The organism is Amorphus orientalis, assembly GCF_030814015.1.
In the GTDB taxonomy this organism is placed as follows: domain Bacteria; phylum Pseudomonadota; class Alphaproteobacteria; order Rhizobiales; family Amorphaceae; genus Amorphus; species Amorphus orientalis.
In genome coordinates this window covers 356861-377179 of record NZ_JAUSUL010000004.1, presented here as the reverse complement: position 1 = coordinate 377179, position 20319 = coordinate 356861, and the positions used below count along the sequence as shown (strand labels likewise).

At 67.4% G+C, this 20319-nt stretch carries 19 protein-coding genes; 11 read left to right on the top strand and 8 right to left on the bottom strand.

The window, feature by feature from the left end:
• Positions 1 to 591: autotransporter outer membrane beta-barrel domain-containing protein (locus J2S73_RS18750; protein ID WP_306887189.1), on the top strand; the 591-nt coding region annotated here is incomplete at its 5' end.
• Between the two features lie 94 nt (positions 592 to 685).
• Here the strand turns inward: J2S73_RS18750 and fghA are convergent.
• From fghA to J2S73_RS18735, 3 genes are all read right to left on the bottom strand, one after another.
• Entirely contained in the window at positions 686 to 1537 is an 852-nt protein-coding gene (fghA, locus tag J2S73_RS18745; RefSeq protein WP_306887188.1) for an S-formylglutathione hydrolase, read from the bottom strand.
• A gap of 377 nt (positions 1538 to 1914) precedes the next feature.
• The gene (locus J2S73_RS18740; protein WP_306887187.1) at positions 1915 to 3027 is read right to left on the bottom strand and encodes an S-(hydroxymethyl)glutathione dehydrogenase/class III alcohol dehydrogenase; all 1113 of its coding nucleotides are present in this window, start codon (positions 3025 to 3027) and stop codon (positions 1915 to 1917) included.
• 92 nt (positions 3028 to 3119) lie between these two features.
• Positions 3120 to 4661, bottom strand: a complete 1542-nt coding sequence (locus J2S73_RS18735) for a GGDEF domain-containing protein (RefSeq protein ID WP_306887186.1) — start codon at positions 4659 to 4661, stop codon at positions 3120 to 3122.
• Positions 4662 to 4891: 230 nt separating this feature from the next.
• Here J2S73_RS18735 and J2S73_RS18730 point away from each other — a divergent pair, with 230 nt between their 5' ends.
• Positions 4892 to 6946 carry a methyl-accepting chemotaxis protein gene (locus J2S73_RS18730; protein ID WP_306887185.1) on the top strand — a complete coding sequence of 685 codons (2055 nt, stop codon included), beginning with the start codon at positions 4892 to 4894 and terminating at the stop codon, positions 6944 to 6946.
• Positions 6947 to 7009: 63 nt separating this feature from the next.
• On the opposite strand, the gene J2S73_RS18725 is transcribed toward J2S73_RS18730, so the two are convergent.
• Genes J2S73_RS18725 through J2S73_RS18715 form a run of 3 tightly spaced genes read right to left on the bottom strand, consistent with a single transcriptional unit; the run spans position 7010 to position 11327 of the window.
• Complete coding sequence (locus J2S73_RS18725) at positions 7010 to 8713, bottom strand: acyl-CoA dehydrogenase family protein (RefSeq protein WP_306887184.1); 1704 nt, start codon at positions 8711 to 8713, stop codon at positions 7010 to 7012.
• Positions 8710 to 9471: an SDR family NAD(P)-dependent oxidoreductase gene (locus J2S73_RS18720; RefSeq protein ID WP_306887183.1), complete on the bottom strand. Its 762-nt coding sequence runs from the start codon at positions 9469 to 9471 to the stop codon at positions 8710 to 8712. Before J2S73_RS18720 ends, J2S73_RS18725 begins: the two co-directional genes overlap by 4 nt.
• Positions 9468 to 11327 carry a feruloyl-CoA synthase gene (locus J2S73_RS18715; RefSeq protein WP_306887182.1) on the bottom strand — a complete coding sequence of 620 codons (1860 nt, stop codon included), beginning with the start codon at positions 11325 to 11327 and terminating at the stop codon, positions 9468 to 9470. The genes J2S73_RS18720 and J2S73_RS18715 overlap by 4 nt, the downstream gene beginning before the upstream one ends.
• 150 nt (positions 11328 to 11477) lie before the next feature.
• Here J2S73_RS18715 and J2S73_RS18710 point away from each other — a divergent pair, with 150 nt between their 5' ends.
• The 7 genes from J2S73_RS18710 to J2S73_RS18680 all read left to right on the top strand — a co-directional run bounded on the left by J2S73_RS18710 (position 11478) and on the right by J2S73_RS18680 (position 17451).
• Positions 11478 to 12290 (top strand): crotonase/enoyl-CoA hydratase family protein, encoded by an 813-nt coding sequence (locus J2S73_RS18710; RefSeq protein ID WP_306887181.1) that lies wholly within the window; start codon positions 11478 to 11480, stop codon positions 12288 to 12290.
• Entirely contained in the window at positions 12290 to 12766 is a 477-nt protein-coding gene (locus tag J2S73_RS18705) for a MarR family winged helix-turn-helix transcriptional regulator (protein WP_306887180.1), read from the top strand. Before J2S73_RS18710 ends, J2S73_RS18705 begins: the two co-directional genes overlap by 1 nt.
• On the top strand, positions 12763 to 13638 hold the full coding sequence (locus J2S73_RS18700) for an amidohydrolase family protein (RefSeq protein WP_306887179.1): 876 nt from the start codon (positions 12763 to 12765) through the stop codon (positions 13636 to 13638). The genes J2S73_RS18705 and J2S73_RS18700 overlap by 4 nt, the downstream gene beginning before the upstream one ends.
• A gap of 113 nt (positions 13639 to 13751) precedes the next feature.
• A complete protein-coding gene (locus J2S73_RS18695; RefSeq protein WP_306887178.1) occupies positions 13752 to 14873 on the top strand; it encodes a C4-dicarboxylate TRAP transporter substrate-binding protein in 1122 nt (373 codons plus the stop codon).
• Positions 14874 to 14942: 69 nt separating this feature from the next.
• The gene (locus J2S73_RS18690) at positions 14943 to 15461 is read left to right on the top strand and encodes a TRAP transporter small permease (protein WP_306887177.1); all 519 of its coding nucleotides are present in this window, start codon (positions 14943 to 14945) and stop codon (positions 15459 to 15461) included.
• Positions 15458 to 16762 (top strand): TRAP transporter large permease, encoded by a 1305-nt coding sequence (locus J2S73_RS18685; RefSeq protein ID WP_306887176.1) that lies wholly within the window; start codon positions 15458 to 15460, stop codon positions 16760 to 16762. Before J2S73_RS18690 ends, J2S73_RS18685 begins: the two co-directional genes overlap by 4 nt.
• Before the next feature lie 164 nt (positions 16763 to 16926).
• Positions 16927 to 17451 carry an invasion associated locus B family protein gene (locus J2S73_RS18680; protein ID WP_306887175.1) on the top strand — a complete coding sequence of 175 codons (525 nt, stop codon included), beginning with the start codon at positions 16927 to 16929 and terminating at the stop codon, positions 17449 to 17451.
• 332 nt (positions 17452 to 17783) lie between these two features.
• Here the strand turns inward: J2S73_RS18680 and J2S73_RS18675 are convergent, their stop codons facing one another.
• Positions 17784 to 18326: a hypothetical protein gene (locus J2S73_RS18675; protein ID WP_306887174.1), complete on the bottom strand. Its 543-nt coding sequence runs from the start codon at positions 18324 to 18326 to the stop codon at positions 17784 to 17786.
• A 120-nt stretch (positions 18327 to 18446) separates the two neighbouring features.
• Between J2S73_RS18675 and J2S73_RS18670 the strand changes: the two genes are divergently transcribed.
• Both J2S73_RS18670 and J2S73_RS18665 read left to right on the top strand, forming a co-directional pair.
• Positions 18447 to 18995: a DUF2975 domain-containing protein gene (locus tag J2S73_RS18670; RefSeq protein ID WP_306887173.1), complete on the top strand. Its 549-nt coding sequence runs from the start codon at positions 18447 to 18449 to the stop codon at positions 18993 to 18995.
• Positions 18996 to 18997: 2 nt separating this feature from the next.
• Positions 18998 to 19213 (top strand): helix-turn-helix domain-containing protein, encoded by a 216-nt coding sequence (locus J2S73_RS18665; RefSeq protein WP_306887172.1) that lies wholly within the window; start codon positions 18998 to 19000, stop codon positions 19211 to 19213.
• 49 nt (positions 19214 to 19262) lie between these two features.
• Here the strand turns inward: J2S73_RS18665 and J2S73_RS18660 are convergent, their stop codons facing one another.
• Positions 19263 to 20237, bottom strand: a complete 975-nt coding sequence (locus J2S73_RS18660; protein WP_306887171.1) for an AraC-like ligand-binding domain-containing protein — start codon at positions 20235 to 20237, stop codon at positions 19263 to 19265.
• Positions 20238 to 20319: the final 82 nt, after the last annotated feature.

Sequence of the window (20319 nt, the reverse complement as noted above, 5' to 3'; positions counted from 1 at the left end):
CTGCGCGCCGGCGCGGCGTACTCGTGGGCCGACATCGACACGGCGCGCACGGCCGCCTTCACCGGCTTTTCCCAGTACCTGACCGGCTCGACCAACGGCGGCACGGCCCAGGTGTTCGGCGAGGCGGGCTACGAGGTCCTGACCGGGCCGGTCGCGCTGGAGCCGTTCGCGGGTCTGGCCTATGTGGCGGCCTCGACCGACGGGTACACGGAGACGGGCGGCTCGGCCGCACTCTCCGTCCAGAGCGACACCACGGAAGTGACCTACACCACGCTCGGCATTCGCGCCGGGGCGGACCTGCCGGTCTCCTTCGCCCGGGCGCGGGTGACGGGTCTGGTCGGCTGGCGCCACGCCTTCGGGTCGCTCGATCCGGTCGCGACCAACGCGTTCGCGGGCGGCTCCGCGTTCACCGTCGCCGGGGTTCCGATCGCCGAGGACGTGGCGGTCCTCGGCGCCGGTCTCGAAGTGGATCTGGGTGCTCCCCCGGACCTGGGCATCGCCGGCACGACGCTGGGCGTCGACTATGACGGCCAGTTCGGCTCCGGCGCCGTCGACAACTCCGTCACCGGACGGCTGACGGTCAGGTTCTGACCGGACAGCGCTACCCGCGAAGACACGAAAAAGGCCGCGCTGGACGCGGCCTTTTTTTATGATTGGAAGCGGTAGCCGCCAGCCCGGCCGGCGGTCAGCCCTCGGAGGTCAGCCGCTCGGCGTGCCAGTCGAGATGGTCTTCCACAAAGGTCGCGATGAAAAAGTAGGAATGGTCGTAGCCCTCCTGACGCCGCAGCGTCAGAGGAATGCCCGCCTTTCCGCAGGCCGCTTCCAGAAGCTCGGGCTTGAGCTGGTTCTCCAGGAACCCGTCGGCCAGCCCCTGGTCGACGAGGATGTCGCCGACCCGGTGGCCGTCCTCGATCAGGGCGCAGGCGTCGTAGCGGCGCCACTCGGCTTCGTCCCGGCCGAGATAGCCCGACAGCGCCTTCTGGCCCCAGGGACAGTTGATCGGCGAGGCGATCGGCGCGAACGCGGAGACAGCCTTGTAGCGATCGGGATTGCGCAGCGCGATCGTGAGCGCGCCGTGGCCGCCCATGGAGTGGCCCATGATCGACTGCCGTCGACCGTCGACGGGAAAGGCGCCGGCCAGCACCTCAGGCAGCTCCGTCTCGATGTAGCTCGCCATCCGGTAGTTCCGGTCGAACGGGGCGGCGGTCGCATCCACGTAGAAGCCCGCGCCGAGCCCGAAATCGTAGGCGGCGTCGGCATCGTCGGGCACAGTTTCGCCGCGCGGGCTGGTATCCGGCGCCACCACCGCGAGGCCGTGCTTCGCGGCCACCCGCTGGGCGCCGGCCTTGGTGGTGAAGTTCTCCTCCGTGCAGGTCAGTCCCGACAGGAACCAGACCAGCGGCACCGGCCCGCTTTCGGCGGCTGGCGGCAGGTAGAGCGAGAACCGCATGTCGGTCCCGGTTTCGGAGGATCTGTGCCTGCAGACCAGCTGCCGGCCGCCGAAGGAGCGGTTTTCGGAAACGGTTTCGACGGTCATCGGATGTCCTTGTGGCTTTGCTCGACCGGCATGCAGCCGCATGCGCGACGTGCTCAAGGTGGTGTGTCTGAGGTCGTTTCGGTTCGCTCGAACGCTTCTGTTCGAGCCTGTCTACAGCCAGTCTCCGAGTTTCCTCTAGGTCAGGAAAGGGCCACATCCGCTCATTCCGGCCTTCGCCGGAGTGAGCGGAGATTGAAACAGGCGCTCTGCACAATCCCGACGTCCTGTCCGGATTGCTCCCGCCAGCGCGCGACCGCGCGCCGGCCGGTCAGGCCGCCCCCGCGGAGCGGTGAGCGGAGCGAACACGCGTGAGCGCGAACTATCCTCCTGCGCAAATCCCGGACGGAAAACCGGTTCCCACTTTTCCTGGGATTTGCTCAGAACTGAATCACCGAGCGGATCGACTTGCCCTCGTGCATCAGGTCGAAGGCGGTGTTGATCTCGTCGAGCGGCATGGTGTGGGTGATCAGGTCGTCGATGTTGATCTTGCCCTCCATGTACCAGTCGACGATCTTCGGCACGTCGGTCCGGCCGCGCGCGCCGCCGAACGCGGTGCCCTTCCAGACCCGGCCGGTGACGAGCTGGAACGGACGGGTGGAGATCTCCTTGCCCGCCTCGGCGACGCCGATGACGATCGACTCGCCCCAGCCGCGATGGCAGCATTCGAGCGCCTGGCGCATCACGGTGGTGTTGCCGGTCGCGTCGAAGGAGAAGTCCGCGCCGCCGTCGGTCGCGTCGATCACCGCCTGGACGACCTTGTCGTGTCCGACGTCGTTCGGGTTGATGAAGTCGGTCATGCCGAACTTCTCGGCCATCTCGCGCTTCGCCGGATTGAGATCCACGCCGATGATCTTGTCGGCGCCGACCATGCGGGCGCCCTGGATCACGTTGAGGCCGATGCCGCCCAGGCCGAACACGACCACATTGGCGCCCGGCCAGACCTTGGCGGTGTAGATCACCGCGCCGATGCCGGTGGTCACGCCGCAGCCGATATAGCAGATCTTGTCGAAGGGTGCGTCCTCACGGACCTTCGCCACCGCGATCTCCGGCATCACCGTGAAGTTGGAGAAGGTCGAGCAGCCCATGTAGTGAAAAAGCTGGTCGCCGCCGGTGGAGAAGCGGCTGGTGCCGTCGGGCATCAGGCCCTTGCCCTGGGTCGCGCGGATGGAGGTGCACAGATTGGAGCGCTGCGAGAGGCAGGTTTTGCACTCGCGGCATTCGGGCGTGTAGAGCGGGATCACGTGATCGCCCGGCTTCACGCTGGTCACGCCGGCGCCGACCTCGCGGACGATGCCGGCGCCCTCATGGCCCAGGATCGACGGAAACAGGCCTTCCGGATCGCCGCCGGAGAGGGTGTAGGCATCGGTGTGGCACACGCCAGTCGCCATCACCTCGACGAGAACCTCGCCGTCCTTCGGACCGTCGAGTTCCACCGTCTCGATCGAGAGTGGTTCGCCTGCCTTCCATGCGACTGCTGCTCTGCTCTGCACCGAATGCCTCCGATCGGTTGCTGCTGATCAGGGCCCGGGACCCGGACAGCAGATGACTCCTGTCCGGTTTCTGGAGGGTGCGCGGAACCGTGTCAATCGGATGCTGCGGACGCCCATTCCGGGGCCCCCGCCATGTCGTCGTAGGTCACCGCCCGGTTTCGTCCGCGCCGCTTGGCCGCATAGAGAGCGTGATCGGCATGGGCAAGCGCCATGGCCTGGCGCAGCATCGGATCGTCGCCGTCGGGGACGCTCGCGAGACCGATGCTGACGGTGACCCGAACGCCGTCTGCGGCGCCGTCGACGGGCCACCCGGTATCGAAAGGCGTCTCCGCGACCGCCTGCCGCATGCGCTCCGAAAGCGTCCGGGCCTGGGACCGGGTCACGGCTGCCAGAAGCACGGCGAACTCGTCGCCTCCGAACCTGGCGAACGCGTCGCCCTGGCGCAGCACCCGCCGGATCCGCTCGGTGAGGATCTGCAGCACCTTGTCTCCGACGAGATGTCCGTGCCGGTCGTTGATGGTCTTGAAGCCGTCAATGTCCAGCAGGAACAGGAACGGGCGCGAAGTTTCCGCGCCTTCGGCGGCGGCCGATGCCTGCGGAATTCGCGAGAACCGTTCATCGAAGCCGCGCCGGTTCAGAAGCTCCGTCAGCGCGTCGCTGTGCGACGCGGACAGCGCATTCTCCTCGCGCTCCTTGCGGTGGGTGATGTCGATCAGGATCCCGGAGATGGTCCGCGGGTTGCCGTCGGGGTCGTAAGCGATCTCCGCGATGATCTCGGTCCACCGGACCCCGTTGCGCGCCGTGCGCAGCTGGACGTCCTGGCGCCAGCCGGGGGCTGCCCGTCGCGCCGCGGCGCGCAGGTTGCCCAGGATGCTGACCCGGTCGCCCGGCTCGATTGCCGCCAGCAGGCGCCGGAGCATCAGGTTCGCATAGGCGGCCGGATAACCGACCGTCCGCAGCAGGCCCTGGGAGCACCACACGGAGCCGCTGGAAAGATCGATCTCCCAGACCCCGCAGTCGCCCACCTTGTGAAACAGCTCGGCCTGGAACGGCCGGCTGTCGCGGCTCTCCACCATCAGTCGGGCGGCGATCATTCCGGCTGCGGCGCCGAGCGCATCGAGGACGAGGCCCGGGTTCGCGATCCTGCGCGCGCAGTCGTCGATGCCGATGGTGCCCCACCAGGCGCCGTCGACCATGATCGGCACGGCGACGGTCGAGCGGATCTGCTGGGTTGCGATGTAGTCGTGGAAGGGACCCGGCGAGATGTCGTCGAGATGGGTGCACTGGCCGATGCCCCGGCGACGCTGGTCGATGATGCGCGCATAGTGCGGATCCTCGAACGTCATCGAGAAGAAGCGGAATCGCCTGAGGCTCAGCTGTCGGTTTCGATCGCAGTCGGCCCACTCGAAGACGTAGTCCTGGACCACCTCGTCGTCAGTGATCTGCACCGTCTGGAACACCCAGACGCGGCTCGCGCGGCTCGCCGCGCCGATTTCCGCAAGGAGGCCGTCGATTCCCTCCGCAAGCCTCGGCGTTTCCGCCAAAGCGCGGCTGCTGCGGGCAAGCGCATGGACCAGGGCGGCTCCCTCCGTCAGGGGCGATATCTCCGCGCTGGCACGCGCTTCTCCAAGCATTCCTCGGGACCTTGGGCAGGACAGGGCGACGATCTTTGTAGACCGCCTTCCTCAAGGATAGCCCCCAATTCCTGCAACGTGAAGTTAATGATGCGCAACCTGGCGGAAGCATCGTCCCGAAGCGCGCCGGAACGGCGGGGAGAGACGGCGCGGACGTGCAAGCTGGGGGCAAGGGCCGCGTTCTATCGCCCGGGCGACCTCATGTGGACCTTCTCCCGGAGACCTGCCCGATGCGCATTGTCGATCTCTCGATCCGGAACAAGCTGCTCTTGAGCGCCGCCGCGCTCTCCCTGTTCTCGATGATCGCGGTCACCCTGACCGGCTCCCTCGTGATGCTCTCCACGGCAAGCAAGGATGCCGAAAACCAGGCACGGCTCATGCTGTCGGGTTATGCAGGCAACGTCTCGAGCTATGTCGGGGAGGCGATCGCCACGGTGCGGTCGGCCACCGCGGCCGTCGAAGGTCTGATCGCAGACGGAGATCGCGAGCGCAGCCATATCGCGAGCATCATGGAGCGGACCGTCCGTTCGAATGGCGATCTGGTCGGAATGACGCTCGCTCTGGAGCCGAATGTCTTCAATGACGATGCCGACCACGTCGGAGGGCTCTACGAGGACGAGGCCGGTCGCTTCGTTCCCTACTTCTTCCGCAATCAGGACGGCTCGATCGGCATCGAGAAGCTGATCATGACCAAGGAGGCGGGCACCGAGGGCTGGTACGACCTGCCGCTGGCGGAGAACCGGGACCTGGTGACGCCGCCCTACATCTATCCGGTGGCCGGCGAGGATGTCCTGATGACCACGGTGAGCTGGGTGGTCAACGATCCGCGCGGCGCGGCGATCGGCATTGGAACGTCCGACCTTCCGCTCAAGGAGCTGGCCGCGCGCCTGAACGACTACAGCCCGTTCGGTTCAGGTGTCGTTCAGGTGGTCAGCGGCGACGGTCTCTGGGTCGCCAATCGGGATCCGGCCCGGATGGGCGCGGCGGTCGAGGACCGGCAACTCACGCAGGTGCTCGCCGCCGCCGCGTCGGCTCCGGCGGCCGAGCGCTTCGGGGACCGCTATCTCAGCGCCGCGCCCGTCTCTTTCCCCGGGGTCGACGAGACCTGGTTCGTGGTCATGGACGTGCCGTATTCGGCAATGGTCGCCGGTGCGGTGAGCGCCCGCAACACGATGATCGGCGTATCCGCCGTGCTGCTGCTCGTCATCCTGGCGATCGTCTGGTTCGGAGCCGGCGCCCTGGCCCGCCCGGTGGTCCGCCTCACCGAGGCGATGCGGAAGCTCGCCGGAGGCGACACGTCGGTGACGGCCGCGACGGGCGATCGCCGGGACGAGATCGGCGACATGGGCCGTGCGGTGGAGACGTTCCGCGAGAACGCGATCGAGCGCCAGCGGCTGGAAGACATCCAGGCCCGGGAGGCGGAAGCGCGCGCCACGCGCCAGGCACGGACCGAAGCCCTGATCGGCGACTTCCGCGACAGCATCCGCGGCGTGATCGGAACCGTCGGCGACACCATCACCGATCTCGACCGCTCCGCCCATGAACTGTCGGAATCCGCCCAGGACAGCTCCGCCCGGGCCCAGGAGACGGCGTCGGCGAGTTCGTCGGCAACCCAGAGCGTCCAGACGGTTGCGAGTGCGGCGGAAGAGCTGTTCGCCTCGATCGGCGAGATCTCGCGGCAGGTCGGTGGGACCACGGACATCGTCCACAAGGCGACCCACGAGACCCAGGCGGCCAACGACAAGGTCGCCAGTCTCCATGCGGCGGCCAGCCAGATCGGCGAGGTGGTGTCGATGATCGAGGCGATCGCCCAGCAGACCAACCTGCTTGCCCTGAACGCCACCATCGAGTCGGCCCGTGCGGGCGAGGCCGGCAAGGGCTTCGCGGTCGTCGCGGCGGAAGTGAAACAGCTGGCGGAACAGACCTCGAAGGCCACCCAGGAGGTCACCGCCCACATCGGTGCGATCCAGGGGGCGACCGACGACGCCGTGTCCGCGATCGGCATCATCGCCCAGGTGATGCAGGAGGTCGGCGGCTACACGACGTCGATCGCCTCGGCGGTCGGTCAGCAGGAAGCGGCGACCCGGGATATCTCGAAATCGGTCCAGGATGCGGCCGCCGGCACCGGCGCCGTCACCCAGAACATGGACTATCTGAACTCGGCGATCGGCCACACGTCCGAAGTCGCCGACACGGTTCGTACGGCGTCGGAGGAAATGAACCGCAATGCCGAGATCCTGCGCCGCGAGATCGACCGGTTCCTGACCGACGTCGCTGCCGCCTGACGGGGGCGACGTCGGCACGACCGGGCGAAGCCGAAGCCGAGCGCGCGCCCGGCTTCGCAGGGATCAGATTGCTTCCATCAGCTCCGCGGTCATGGAGGCCTGGGCCTCCGCCAGCCCCATCTCGCCCTCAAGCGTGTGCAGCCGGAAGCGGGCGACGGCCTTGAGCGCGGACTGGGAAGGTGTCTCGGTCCCGGCGATCAGAAGTCTCACAGCCATGACGGCGCTGATCGCACACCAGCCCGCCCGCATGTAGCCCGAGGCGCCGGCTTCGCCATCGCGCGGGACGTCCTCGCGCTCCATCATCACGGACGAGAGCCGTTCGAAGCGGGAGACGACGCGTTCGGCCGTTCCGGCGAGATCGGCGTCGAGCGGCCGGGCGGCCTCGATCGCCGCCTTGGCGCGGTCCAGGAAGTCGGCGAGGCCGCGGCCCTTTTCGCGCCACAGCCGTCGGGTCAGGAAATCGAGCGCCTGGATGCCCGAGGTTCCCTCGTAGATCGCGAGCACGCGGCTGTCGCGCAGGGCCTGCTCGACGGGCCATTCCCGGGTGTAGCCGGCGCCGCCGAGCACCTGGATCGCGCCGCTGGCCACGTCGAAGCCGGTTTCCGCGCCGAAGGTTTTGACCATCGGCAGGAGCCAGGCGACGAAGGCGGCGTTGTCCTCGGCAGCGGCTCCCTCTTCGCGCCGGGCGAGATCCATCGAGACGGCGAGTTCGAGGATCGCCGCGCGCAGAATCTCCGTCTGGGCATCCAGCGCCAGGAGCTGGCGCCTGACGTCGGCGTGCCGGACGATCGGCAGGGGGGCTTCTTCCGGATCGCCGCCCTGTCGACGGTCGACGGCGTAGGCGAAGGCGACGTCGGCCGCCCGGGCGGCGATGCCCAGGCCCTCGCAGCCGGTCAGGAGCCGCATCTGCTCTATCATCGCGAACAGGGCGGGCAGTCCCCGGCCTTCGCGGCCGAGCAGGACCGCCTCCGCTCCGTCGAAGCCGAGGGCGCAGGTCGGCGAACCGTGAAGCCCGAGCTTCTCCTCGATGCGGGAAACGGTGACGGCATTCGCCGTGCCGTCGTCGCGGATGCTGGGCACCAGGAACAGGCTGAGCCCCCGAGTTCCGGGCTCGTCGCCAGTCCGCGCCAGCAGGCAGTGACCGATCCGGTCGGTGACGTCGTGGTCGCCGAACGAGATCCAGATCTTCTGTCCGGTGACCCGCCAGATGCCGTCGGCCTGTTCGGCCCGGGTGCGGATCCGGCCGACATCGGAGCCGGCGTCGGGCTCGGAGATGCAGATCGTCGCGCCCCATTCGCCGGACAGGAGCCTGGGAACCCAGGCGTCGCGGATCGTCTCGTCGGCGACGGACATCATCAGGTGAGCGGCGGCGCGGCTGGCGCCGGCGAGCATCATGAAGGCCGGGCAGGCGCCCTCGAAGAAGGGGCCGCACGCGGCCTGCAGCGTCACCGGCAGCCCCTGGCCGCCGACCTCCGGGGCAATCTCGACGCCGAGGAAGCCGGCCTCGGCGATCGCCTTGTAGGCGCCCCGGTAGCCGGCCGGCGTCCGCACGCGGCCGTTCTCCAGCCGGCATCCCTCACGGTCCGCGACCGGGTTCAGCGGCGCCACCACGGCGTCCGCGATCTTGGCGGCTTCGGCGATGATCGTGGCGGCCGTCTCGTCGTCGAGGTCGGGGTCGAGCTCGGTCAGGCGGCGCCAGCCGGGGGTTGCGGACAGTTCGGCGGCGACCCGGGCGGGCTGATCGCGATCGGACTCAAACACACTCATTTTGGCGGAAGCCTCACAGCGCCATCCAGGCGAATGACCTCGCCGTTCAGGTAGGCGTTCTCGATGATGAACAGGACGGCGTCGGCGAACTCGCTCGGATCGCCGAGCCGGCTCGGGAAGGGGATGGACTCCGCCAGTCGGCCGCGCGCCTCCTCCGGAATGTTGTAGAGCAGCGGCGTGAAGAAGATACCGGGTGCGACCGTGTTGACCCGCACGCCGATCCGGGCGAACTCGCGGGCCGCCGGCAGGGCCAGCGACACGATGCCCCCCTTGGAGGCGGCATAGGCGGACTGGCCGATCTGCCCGTCGGTCGCGGCGACCGACGCGGTGTTCACGATGGCGCCCCGGCTTCCGTCTTCCAGCGGATCGAGGTCCGCCATCTGGGCGGCGGCGAGCCGCATCATGTTGAAGGTCCCGATCAGGTTGATGCGGATGACGGTTTCGAAATCGGCCAGCGGCATCGGACCGTCGCGGCCGAGGATGCGGGCGGCAACCCCGACGCCGGCGCAGTTGACCAGGATCCGGATTCCGCCAAGGGCCGACGCGGCCTCCGCGATCGCGGCCTCGGCGCCTTGCGCGTCGGTGACGTCGCAGCCCAGCGCCACGCCGCCGATATCCGCGGCGACCGCGTCCGCTTTGGCCCGGTCCAGATCGAGAACGCCGACCTTCGCGCCACGGGCGGCCAGCATCCGGGCGGTTGCCTCGCCGAGCCCCGATCCGCCGCCGGTGACGATCGCGCCGAGATCGGTCGGCTTCATGCCGCCGGCTCCTTCTTGCGGGCCCTGATGACGCGTTCCTCGTCGTCGGAAAACAGCAGATCCACCAGGTGGTCGCGGTGCCGCAGGACGGCCCGCTGGTTGATCGACCCCTTGTCGGTGACCTCGCCGCGGTCGAGGGAGGGTTCCTCCTCCATGATCACGGCCCGGGTGACGCGGGTGGCCGATCCGGTGGCCGCCGCGGCGTGGGCCGCCAGAAGCTCGGCGATCTTTGCGCGAACCTTCTCATGGCCGACGATCTGGTGGTCGCGGAGCTCCGCCTCTTCCGGAACGAGGGACCGCATCTTCGGTATGTAGGGCAGGAGCAGCGCGCCCAGCGCCGGCTGGTTCTCGCCGGCGATCACCGCGTCGCGGACATAGCCGTCCATCTCGTTGACGAGCTTCGCCCTGAGCGCGCCCACGGCGACCCAGGTGCCGGTCTCCAGCTTGAAGTTCTCCGCCAGGCGCCCGTCGAAGAAGAAGCCCTTTTCCGGCCGGCCCGGCTCGGCGAACTTGAGCGCATCGCCGAGCTTGTAGAAGCCTTCCTCGTCGAAGGCGGCGGCGGTCAGCTCCGGATCGCGCCAGTAGCCCGGCGTGATGTTGGGCCCCTTCAGGCGCGCTTCCAGCTTCTCCTCGTCCGGGACCAGCTTGAGGGTCACGCCCTGGGAAGGAATGCCGACATTGCCGGGCCGGGACTGCTCTTCGGTGCATTTCAGCGCGAACGGCGCCGTCTCCGTGGAGCCGAGCCCCGTGGCCAGAAGCACGCGCCGGCCGATCGTCTTCACCGCCAGTTCGTCGAGCCGGTCCCAGGTGTGCTGGGCCATGCCGGCGCCGGCGTACATGATCATCTTCAGGTCGGCGAAGAAGGATTTGCGCAGCGCCTCGTCGGTTTCCATCGCATCGACCAGCATCTCGTAGCCGGCCGGCACGTTGAAATACCAGGTCGGCGAGATGTCCCGCAGGTTGTGGATGGTCTCGCCGATCTTGTTGGGGGCGGGCTTGCCCGCGTCGATGTAGTAGGTGCCACCGTTGTAGAGGACCAGATTGAACACCTTGTTGCCGCTGGCGGTGTGGTTCCAGGGCGCCCAGTCGACGATGATCGGCGGCTCCTCGCGCATGAAGGCGTAGCAGTCCGCGATCATTTCCTGGTTCGAGCACAGCATGCGATGGGTCTGGATCACCGCCTTCGGCGACCCTGTCGTTCCCGACGTGAACAGGAACTTGGCGACCGTATCCGGCGTGACGTCCGCATGGGCCCGGTCGACGGCGTCGGTCGGCTGGGTGCGGACCAGCGTCTCGAACTGGTCGCTCTTGCGGCCGGGCACCTTGTTGCGGCTGACCACGACCGGCGTCTCGGCCGGGAACGCCGCCTCGATGGCGGCGGCGTACTGCTCTCCGTCGGCGGCAAAGACCAGGCCGGGCGTGATCTTCGCCGCGATGTCGCGCAACTTCTCGTAGTCGGTGGAGACCAGCGAGTAGGCCGTCGAGATCGCGGCGGACGGGATGCCGACATGCTGCGCGGCCAGCGCCAGGAGCGCATGGTCGAGGCTCTTGTCGGACAGGATCGCCACCGGGCGGTCTTCCGAGAGCCCGAAATCGATCAGCTTCTGGGCAACCGAGCGAACTTTCTCCAGCGCTTCGCCGTAGCTGATCCGCACCCAGTCGCCGTCATCGCCCCGTTCGGCCATCCACGGCCGGTCCGGTGCGACCTCGGCCCAGTGGACCAGGCGTTCGGTGATCTTGTCAGGATATGGACCGAGCGGATCGTTGCGCCAGACCAGAATGGATCCGTCGTCGCGCTCCTCCGACCCGATGTCGGGCGTCCATAGCTTGACCTCTCTGAGGTCTGGCTTCGCCATCGGCTTCCTCCCCCGATGAAATTCGGCTGTTATCCTTTTGGCGGATACTTGACTCGATCCAGTTTGATTGTCTACTGGGAAACAAAAATTTCGTAGACAGTTCCCGAGCAGTGCAATCAGCGGGAACGCCGGGGGAGGAACACGGGTTTCATGAGCGACACCAGCGCGGCCACAAGTGCGGATCCCGATCTCGTCACCTACGAGCTCAAGGGCGACGTCGCGCTCGTCGGTCTGAACCGCCCGGACAAACGCAACGCCATTTCCGACCGTTTCATCGAGGCGATCGCCGTTGCCGTCGCCCGGGCTCAGTCCGAGGCCAAGGCCGCGGTGATTTTCGGCCACGGAAACCATTTCTGCGCCGGCCTCGATCTGGCCGAGCACGTCCAGAAATCGCCGATCGAGGGGGTGAAGGGCTCGCGGCGCTGGCACGCGGTCTTCGCCGAAATCGAACACGGCACGATCCCCTGGATCGCCGCCCTGCACGGTGCGGTCGTCGGCGGCGGGCTGGAACTGGCCGCCTCGACCCATATCCGCGTGGCCGATCAGAGCGCGTTCTTCGCACTGCCGGAGGGCCAGCGCGGCATTTTCGTCGGGGGCGGTGGGTCCGTTCGCGTGGCCCGGCTGATGGGCGCGGCGCGGATGGCCGACATGATGCTCACCGGACGCGTCGTGTCGGCGGAGACCGGCGAGCGCTGGAACCTTGCGAGCTACGTGGTCGACGAGGGCGGGGCACTGGACAAGGCGGTTGAGCTGGCGACCGTGGCCGCCACCAACGCGGAGCTGTCCAACTACGCCGTGATCAACGCGCTGCCGCGGATCCAGGATATGGCGAAGGAGGACGGCCTGTTCGTGGAATCCTTCATTGCCTCCTTCACCACGACCAGCCCGGAAGCGGAGGAGCGGCTGAAGGCCTTCCTGGAGAAGCGGGCCAAGCGCCTCAACGTGCCCAAGGGAGATGCCTGATGGACGCCACGCTGGTGCGCGAGACGGCGGGTGATCACGTCGATCTCGGCGAGCTGCGCGATTCGTTGGGATTTCTGATGCGGCTCGCCCAGCTGCAGGTCTTCGAGAACTACTTCGCCGCCCTCGGCCCCTACGACATGCGTCCGGGCGAATTTTCCGTGCTGGTGGTGATCAGCCGCAACCCCGGCATCCGGCAGGGGGTGCTGGCGAACCGGCTGATGATCAAGCGCGCCCACATCACCAAGATGGTGCGCGGCCTGGAGGATCAGGGGCTCGTCGCCCGCCGGATCCCCGACGAGGACCGGCGCGTGGTCGAGCTGACGCTGACGAAGAAGGGCAACGCGTTCGTTGCCGAGCGGATTGATGTACTCACGACCTTCGACCGCGCGGTGCCGGAGGGCATGACCCGTAAGGAGCGGGACCAGCTGGTTCATCTGCTCCACAAGTTCCTCGGACTGACGGAGGCCTCGGCATGAACGTCGACAGCCTGACAGCCATCGATATCCACACCCATGCCGAGGAGCCGTGTTGCGGAACCCGTGACGACGGCTACCACGAGTTCCAGGCCGGCATGGCGAAGTACTTCAAGAACCCGGCCGGCGCGGACGGCATGCTGCCGACGGTGCGCGACACCGCCGCCTATTTCCGCGAACGCAACATCGGCTGCGTGATCTTTCCGGTGGATTCGGAGCGGGAGACCGGCTTCCGGCGCTATTCCAACGAGGAAGTCGCCACGATCGCGGCGGAAAATTCCGACATCATGATCCCGTTTGCCTCGATCGACCCGGCCAAGGGCAAGGCGGGTGCGCGCGAGGCGCGGCGTCTGGTCCGCGAATTCGGCGTGCGCGGGTTCAAGTTCCATCCGACCATGCAGGGCTTCTATCCCAACGACCGGTCGGCCTACGTCCTCTACGAGGCGATCCAGGACGAAGGGGCGATCACCCTGTTCCACACCGGACAGACCGGCGTCGGCGCCGGCATGCCGGGCGGTATGGGCATGCGCCTCAAATATTCCAACCCGCTCTATCTGGACGACGTGGCGGCGGATTTTCCGGACCTGAAGATCATCCTGGCCCACCCGTCCTTCCCATGGCAGGAGGAGGCGCTGTCGGTCGCGACCCACAAGCCGAACGTCTACATCGACATGTCCGGCTGGTCGCCGAAATACTTTCCGCCGATCCTGGTCAAGTACGCCAACACGCTTCTGAAGCACAAGATGCTGTTCGGGTCAGACTGGCCGGCCATCACGCCCGATCGGTGGCTGTCGGACTTCGAAAAGATCGAGATCCGCGACGAGGTCCGGCCGCTGATCCTGAAAGAAAACGCCCGCAAGCTGTTGTCCTTGTAGAGGCGAGAAGAACAACGCGGCGTCACCGCCGAAGTTGTCGATCAGACGCGACTGCCAAGCCGCCGGCCGCAAAAGAGCCGCCGGGCGGCGCGCAACCTTGAGGGAGGAGAGACATGAACAAGTTTGTTGTTGCCGTAACCGCGGCGGTCGGGCTCGCAACGGCCGTGACCGCAGCCGATGCGCGCGAGCTTCGGGTCGCCCCGGGCGCCCCGCCGGCGCATCCGTCCAACAGCCATCTCTATCAGAAGCTCGTGGAGTATCTGCCGGAGGAATCCGACGGGGCGCTGACCGCCCGTCTGCTCGGTCCGGAAGTGGCCAGCCTCGGCCAGATGAAGGACGCCATCCAGAGCCAGCTCGTCGAGGTGGGCAATCTGCTTCCGCTCTACTTCCCGGCCGATCTGCCCAACATGGCGCTGGCCGGCGAGCTCGCCCTGTCGGGCCGCTCGCCACAGGCGATGGCCGCGGCGATGACCGAGTACATGGTCACCTGCGACACCTGCCAGACCGAGCTGAAGGACTTCGGCATGGTCTATCTCGGCTCCGGCTCGTCGGACGTCTACACGCTCCTGACCAAGGAGCCGATCGAAACGGCGGACGACCTGCAGGGCGTGCGGCTGCGCAGCGGCGGCGCCCCGTTCTCGCGCTGGGCTGAAAACTTCGGCGCCGTTCCGGTCAACGTCTCGGTGCTGGACACGTTCGAGTCCCTGTCCCAGGGCACCATCGACGGCACGATGGCGTCCGTCGCCGACCTTCTCTCCTTCCGCCTGATCGACCTGGTCGACAACGTGGCGGTGATGGAGATCGGCACCTACCACGCGACCTCCGACTTCACCGTCGGCGAGGCGGCCTGGCAGAGCCTCAGCGTGGACGAGCGCGCAGCACTCGCCCGGGCGGCGAACCGGGCCAACGTCGACTTCACCTATCGCTGGGGCTACGAGATGCCGAAAGAGGCGATCCAGGCCGCCAAGGACGCCGGCATCGAGTTCGTCGAGCCGTCCCAGGAGCTCATCGAGGCCTCCAACGCCTTCGCCGAAAAGGACGTCCAGAACGCGATCGAGCGCTCGCGGGATCAGTTCGGCCTGTCCGACGCCGAGGAGCGGGTGAACCGGTTCCTGGAGCTCGTCGACAAGTGGACGGCGATCGTCGAGGAGACCGGCACGGACCCGGCGAAGCTTGCGGAAAAGACCCAGAGCGAGATCTGGGACAAGGTCGACTACGCGTCCTACGGCCTGTGATCTGAACCGCTCGCCGGCGCGGAAGCGATCCGCGCCGGTTTGCCTTTCCCTGAGCGAAAGGACATCGAGATGGGGGCGCTTGCCCGCCTGACCAACCGCGCCATGAATCTGACCGCCGTGCTCGCCGCCCTCGGTGCGCTGGTGATGATGGTGCACATCTGCGCGGAGATCTTTCTGAGGACGGCCTTTTCCGCCCCGATCCCCGCGACCGTGGAGATCGTTTCGCGCTACTACATGGTGCTGCTGGCCTTCCTGCCGATCGCCTGGCTGGAGCGGCGCCGGGGAATGGTGAGCGTGGAGGCCATCGACTTCCTGCTGCCGGCCGGGGTGAAACGCTACTGGGACGTGGCGATCAGCCTCCTGTCGGCCGTGATCTATGCCGGGCTCGCCTACACCACCTGGCTGGTCGCCCTGAAGAACTACGCCACCGGCACCTTCGTCATGGCGCTGGAATGGGTGGTGCCGGTCTGGCCGACCTACTTCCTGCCGCCGATCGGATTCGGGCTTGCGGTTCTGGTGACGGTGTTCCGGGCGATCTCGCTGCTCAGCGGCCAGGACGACGCGGTCGAGGAGGCGCTCGGCGTATGAGCCTCGAGATCGGCTTTTACGGGATCGCGGCGCTGCTCGTGCTGCTGCTTCTGCGCCTGCCCGTGGCGCTGGCGCTGATCGCCGTTTCCTTCGGCGGCATGGCGGCCATGCTGGGCTGGAGCCCGGCCTTCGGCATTCTCTCGTCCACGCCCTACTCGTTCGTTGCGAGCTGGACGCTGTCGGCGGTGCCCATGTTCCTGCTGATGGGCTTCGTCGCCTATCACGCCGGCCTCACCACCGGTCTGTTCGAGGCGGCCAAGGCGGTACTGCGCAAGGTGCCAGGCGCGCTGGCGATCTCGTCGGTGTTCGCCTGTTCCGGCTTCGCGGCGGTCTGCGGCTCCTCGCTCGCCTGTGCGGCGGCCATGGGCCGGATCGCGATCCCGGAGATGGTGCGGGCCGGCTACCGGCCGAGCTTCGCCTGCGGGTCCATCGCCGCCGGCGGCACCATCGGCGCCCTGATCCCGCCGTCGATCCTGATGATCGTCTACGGCGTGTTTTCAGAGACCTCGGTGACCCAGGTCTTCGTCGGTGGCGTTTCCCTCGGCATCATGACGGCGATCGCCTACTCGATCGTGATCCTGCTGATGTGCTGGCTGAGGCCGGACATCGTGCCCCGCCGGCCGGTCGACGCGGATAATCTGAGCGCCCGCACGGCGCTGTTGCGGATCTGGCCGGTGCTGGTGCTGATCGCGCTGGTGTTCGGCGGCCTCTTTTCCGGCCTGTTCACCGCCACGGAAGCCGGCGCGGTCGGCGCCGCCGGCGCCATCGCGATCGCGGCGGTCACCGGCCGGCTCACCTGGAAGGCTCTGAAGGCCTCGCTGATCGAAACGCTGACCACCTCCGCCTCGCTGTTCATCATCGCCATCGGCGCGGCCATGTTCACCCGCTTCCTCGGCGTCAGCGGCCTGTCGAACTTCATCTCGTCGACGGTCAGCGGGGCCGATATCGGCTATCTGCAGCTGATGCTCATCGTCGTGCTGATCTATCTCGTGCTCGGCATGTTCATGGAGCCGTTCGGTGCGCTTCTGGTCACGCTGCCGGTGCTGCTGCCCATCTTCGAGACGTCGGACATCAACCTGATCTGGTTCGGCGTGGTGGTGGTCAAGCTTTTGGAGATCGGCATGATCACGCCGCCGGTGGGGCTGAACGTCTTCGTGATCAGATCCGTCGCCTCCCAGCACGCCAGCGTCATGGAGATCTTCAAGGGCGTGACCCCGTTCCTGCTCATCGACGTGGTGGTGGTCGCCATCGCGATCCTGTGGCCCGGGCTGATCCTGTTCGCGCCCAACCTCATGAACTGACCGGGCAGGGGAGAGCCCGCATCCGATCCGCCGGCCCATGTGCCGGCATGTCGGCTTGTCCCAGCGCCTTGCGCTGACGGCCGAGACACGGCATGTGTGCGGCTCGGCCGATCGGCTGCGAGCCGCGGTCACAGTGTCGGATTTTTCGGGTAGGGGACGGACGGATGAACTGGCGGAACCTTCTGGCGCGCGCGCTGGTCCTGGCGGCAATCGCGGCATTTTCGGGCCTTGGACTGGTCGGACCTGCTGCGGCGCAGACCGAGCAGGAAGGCGGCGGTGAAGAGCTGCCCTGGTCGTCGCGCTGCACGTCGGCCTCGCGCGATGCCCCGGCCACCTGTCAGATCGAGCAGCGGGCGGTCATCACCGAGACCGGCCAGCTCCTGCTTCTCGTCACCATTGCCGTGCCGGGCGACAGCCGTCAGCCGATCCTGAACATCCGCACGCCGCTGCAGCTCTTTCTGCCGGCCGGCGTCAACATCGACATCGATGAGCGCAATGCCCAGAAGCTGAACTACCAGACCTGCGACCAGCAGGGCTGCTACGCGCGCATGGACATTTCCAACGCGCTCCTCGACGCGATGATCAAGGGCGGCAAGCTCAACATCATCATCGAGAACCTGAATCGCCAGAAGCTGACGGTGCCGATGTCGCTCACCGGCTTCACCGAGGTCTATGGACGGGTCAGGTAGAGCAAATCCCAGGAAAAGTGGGCACCGGTTTTCCGTCCGGGATTTGCGTTGAAACAAAAGCGCTGGCGTCGGCTCGCCGGGATTTGAGGACAGAAACCGAATCCCGGGAAAGTGTGATTCCGACCGTTCAGGCAAACACCGGGAAGCTCGAGCTGGTACCCCCGGCTTGCGGCCCTGGATTCCGGCTTTCGCCGGAATGAGCGGATATCGGGGGTGGCTCCTGCCACCGCCTCACCCCACTGCCCATCAGCGCGCGACCGCGCGCCGGCCGGTCAGGCCGCGCCCGCGCAGCGGTGAGCGCAGCGAACTCGCGTGAGCGCAAACAATCCGCCTCACACACATTCCGGCAACTCCGCCGATGCGGGCGCCCGACCCAGTTCCCTCAGATCGACGTTTCGCGCCAGGGGAACGAACCCCGTCGTCTCCGAGGTCGACAGATAGGTGGAGATCCTGAGCGGGCCGTCCGGGACCGGACCCGTCCGGCAGGCATCGGCATGCACCATGATCGACAACGACCCGTGGCGTGTCTTCTGGAGCTCCAGCAGGTCGCTTCGGAACGCCGCCAGGCGCTGCGCGTCCGCCGGCGTCAGGCCGTACACGTAGGCGCTGTTGCCATCGGAGGCGCCGGGCAGGTCCGGCAGGCGGCCGCCCCTCTCCCGCAGGACATAGCGTTCGGCGCGTTCCTCCCCGTCGTCGAGGCGGACCGCCAGTTCCAGCGAGACGCCTTCAGGCTTCGGCCGCAGGACCTGCGGCAGCTCGATCCCCGCCAGCAGCGCATTCGGATCGGTCGTCTTGAAATCGATGGCGGCGAGTTTCGGCAGCGACGTCACCGGCACGTGGCTGCAGGCGGCCACCGCCACGGACGCGAGAACCATGCACATGAATCTGCGCAGGCGGGCTGATGGACGGCTGGGTGAGGGCATGACAGCGTTCCTGATTGACGACCAATAATTATCGTTTTACGATAAAAAATAATCGGGTCAATGGGGTTTGTCATGATCGATCAACCTGCCTCTCTGGATCGCCTGCGCCGGCTGTCGCGGGCGTTCGAACTTCTGAGTCTCGCCGGCATCGTCGGTCTGGTGGCGCTGGTCGCGGCGGCGCTGGTCCTCCCCCAAGTCAGCCACATCCTTTGGGAAAGCCGGCTCGGGGCGCTCGACGGGGGCGCGCCCGTGCAGCCCGTCGGCCGGATCCTTGCGGTCCTCGTCATGGCCGTTCCGATCGCGGTGGCGGTCTATGGGCTTCTTGCGGTTCGGCGGCTGTTCGCCGAGTTCGCGCGCGGGGAGATCCTGACCGAGCGCGCCGCCGCCCATCTGCAGACGTTCGCCGTGACGGTGCTTCTGCAGGCGCCGTTGACGCCGCTGGTGTCGGCGGGCATGTCGCTCGCGCTCACCTACGCCAATCCGCCGGGCAGCCGGGCACTGATGATCAGCCTGTCCTCCCACGACTATTTCGCGCTTCTGGTCGGCGCGGTGCTGCTCGCCGCCGCAACGGTGATGCGCGAGGCCGCGCGCCTTGCGCGCGAGAACGCGGCGTTCGTCTGATCATGGCGATCGTCGTCAATCTCGACGTGATGCTCGCGCGGCGGAAGATGCGCTCCAAGGAACTCGCCGAACGGGTCGGTATCACCGAGCAGAACATCTCGCTTCTGAAGTCCGGCAAGGTGAAGGGCGTGCGCTTCGAGACGCTGGAAAAGATCTGCGAGGTGCTCGACTGCCAGCCCGGGGACATCCTCGAGTACCGGCCCGAGGGGGGCGGATAGGGCAGGCGCTCCTGAAGGGATGCCGGCGGCCGGGAGGCGGGCGTTCCGCTCAGCTCCGTACGGGGCGTCGGACGCCCAGCTCGCCGCGCACCTCCCGGGCAGAGCGGCCGAACCGGGCCTTGAAGGCGCGGGAGAAATGCGCCGCGTCGTTGAAGCCCCAGCTGTAGGCAATGGTGCTGATCGACTGGCCCGCCAGCGCCGGGTCGCCCAGGTCCCGGCGCACGCCTTCCAGCCGCTTCGCCCAGATCCAGCCGTTGAGCGACGACGGCTCGCTGGCGAAGGCGCGGTAGACCGTGCTGGGTGAGATCCTCAGATCGGTCGCAATGGCGTCGATGGACAGCGACGGATCGCGCAGGCGCTCAGCCACATAGGCCTTGATCTGGTCGCGGTGAAAGGCGGTGGTGCCGGAGACCGGCGGCTCGCTGGCGCCGGTCAGCGAGCCGAGGCCCGCGACCAGGATGGTCTCCAGGCTTTCGGCCACGGCCGCCACCGATCCTGGCTCCAGCTCGCCGACATCGTCGGCCAGCGTCCGGATCATGTTGATCATCAGGTGGCCCGCTCCCCGCGTGCCGCAGACCCGGCGGGCCGTCAGCGTCTCGGTGTCCCGCAGGCGGCTCCTCAGCACCGATCCCGGCAGGGTCAGCACGTATTGCTGGAAGTCGTTCTCGAAGGCGAGCTCGTAGGGCCGGGTGGAATCGTAGAGCGCGAAATCGCCCGGGCCGAGCTCCGCCGTGCGTCCATCCTGGATCACGGCGCCGCGCCCGGCCGCCTGGACGCTGACCAGGAAGTAGTCCTCGGTCGCCTGGGCGATCTTCGCCGGGGTGCGGCGGACCATCTGAGGCGTCGACGTTACCCGGGACAGGCCGAGCCCGCCCAACGCCACGCCCTCGATCCGGCCGTGGAACGGCGCGTTGCGGTCGGGGGCCTCGCACTCGAGCTGCACATAGGTGTCGCACACGGCCTCGATCCAGTAGGACAGCCGCTCTCCCCTATCCACCGATTGTGTGGACCACAGCTCGTGCATCTTCAAAGCGTAGCAGCAAAGCCGGCCCTGTCCATGGGGAAACCGCGCTCTGCGGCGCACGGTCAAGAAAGCTGGCTCTCTG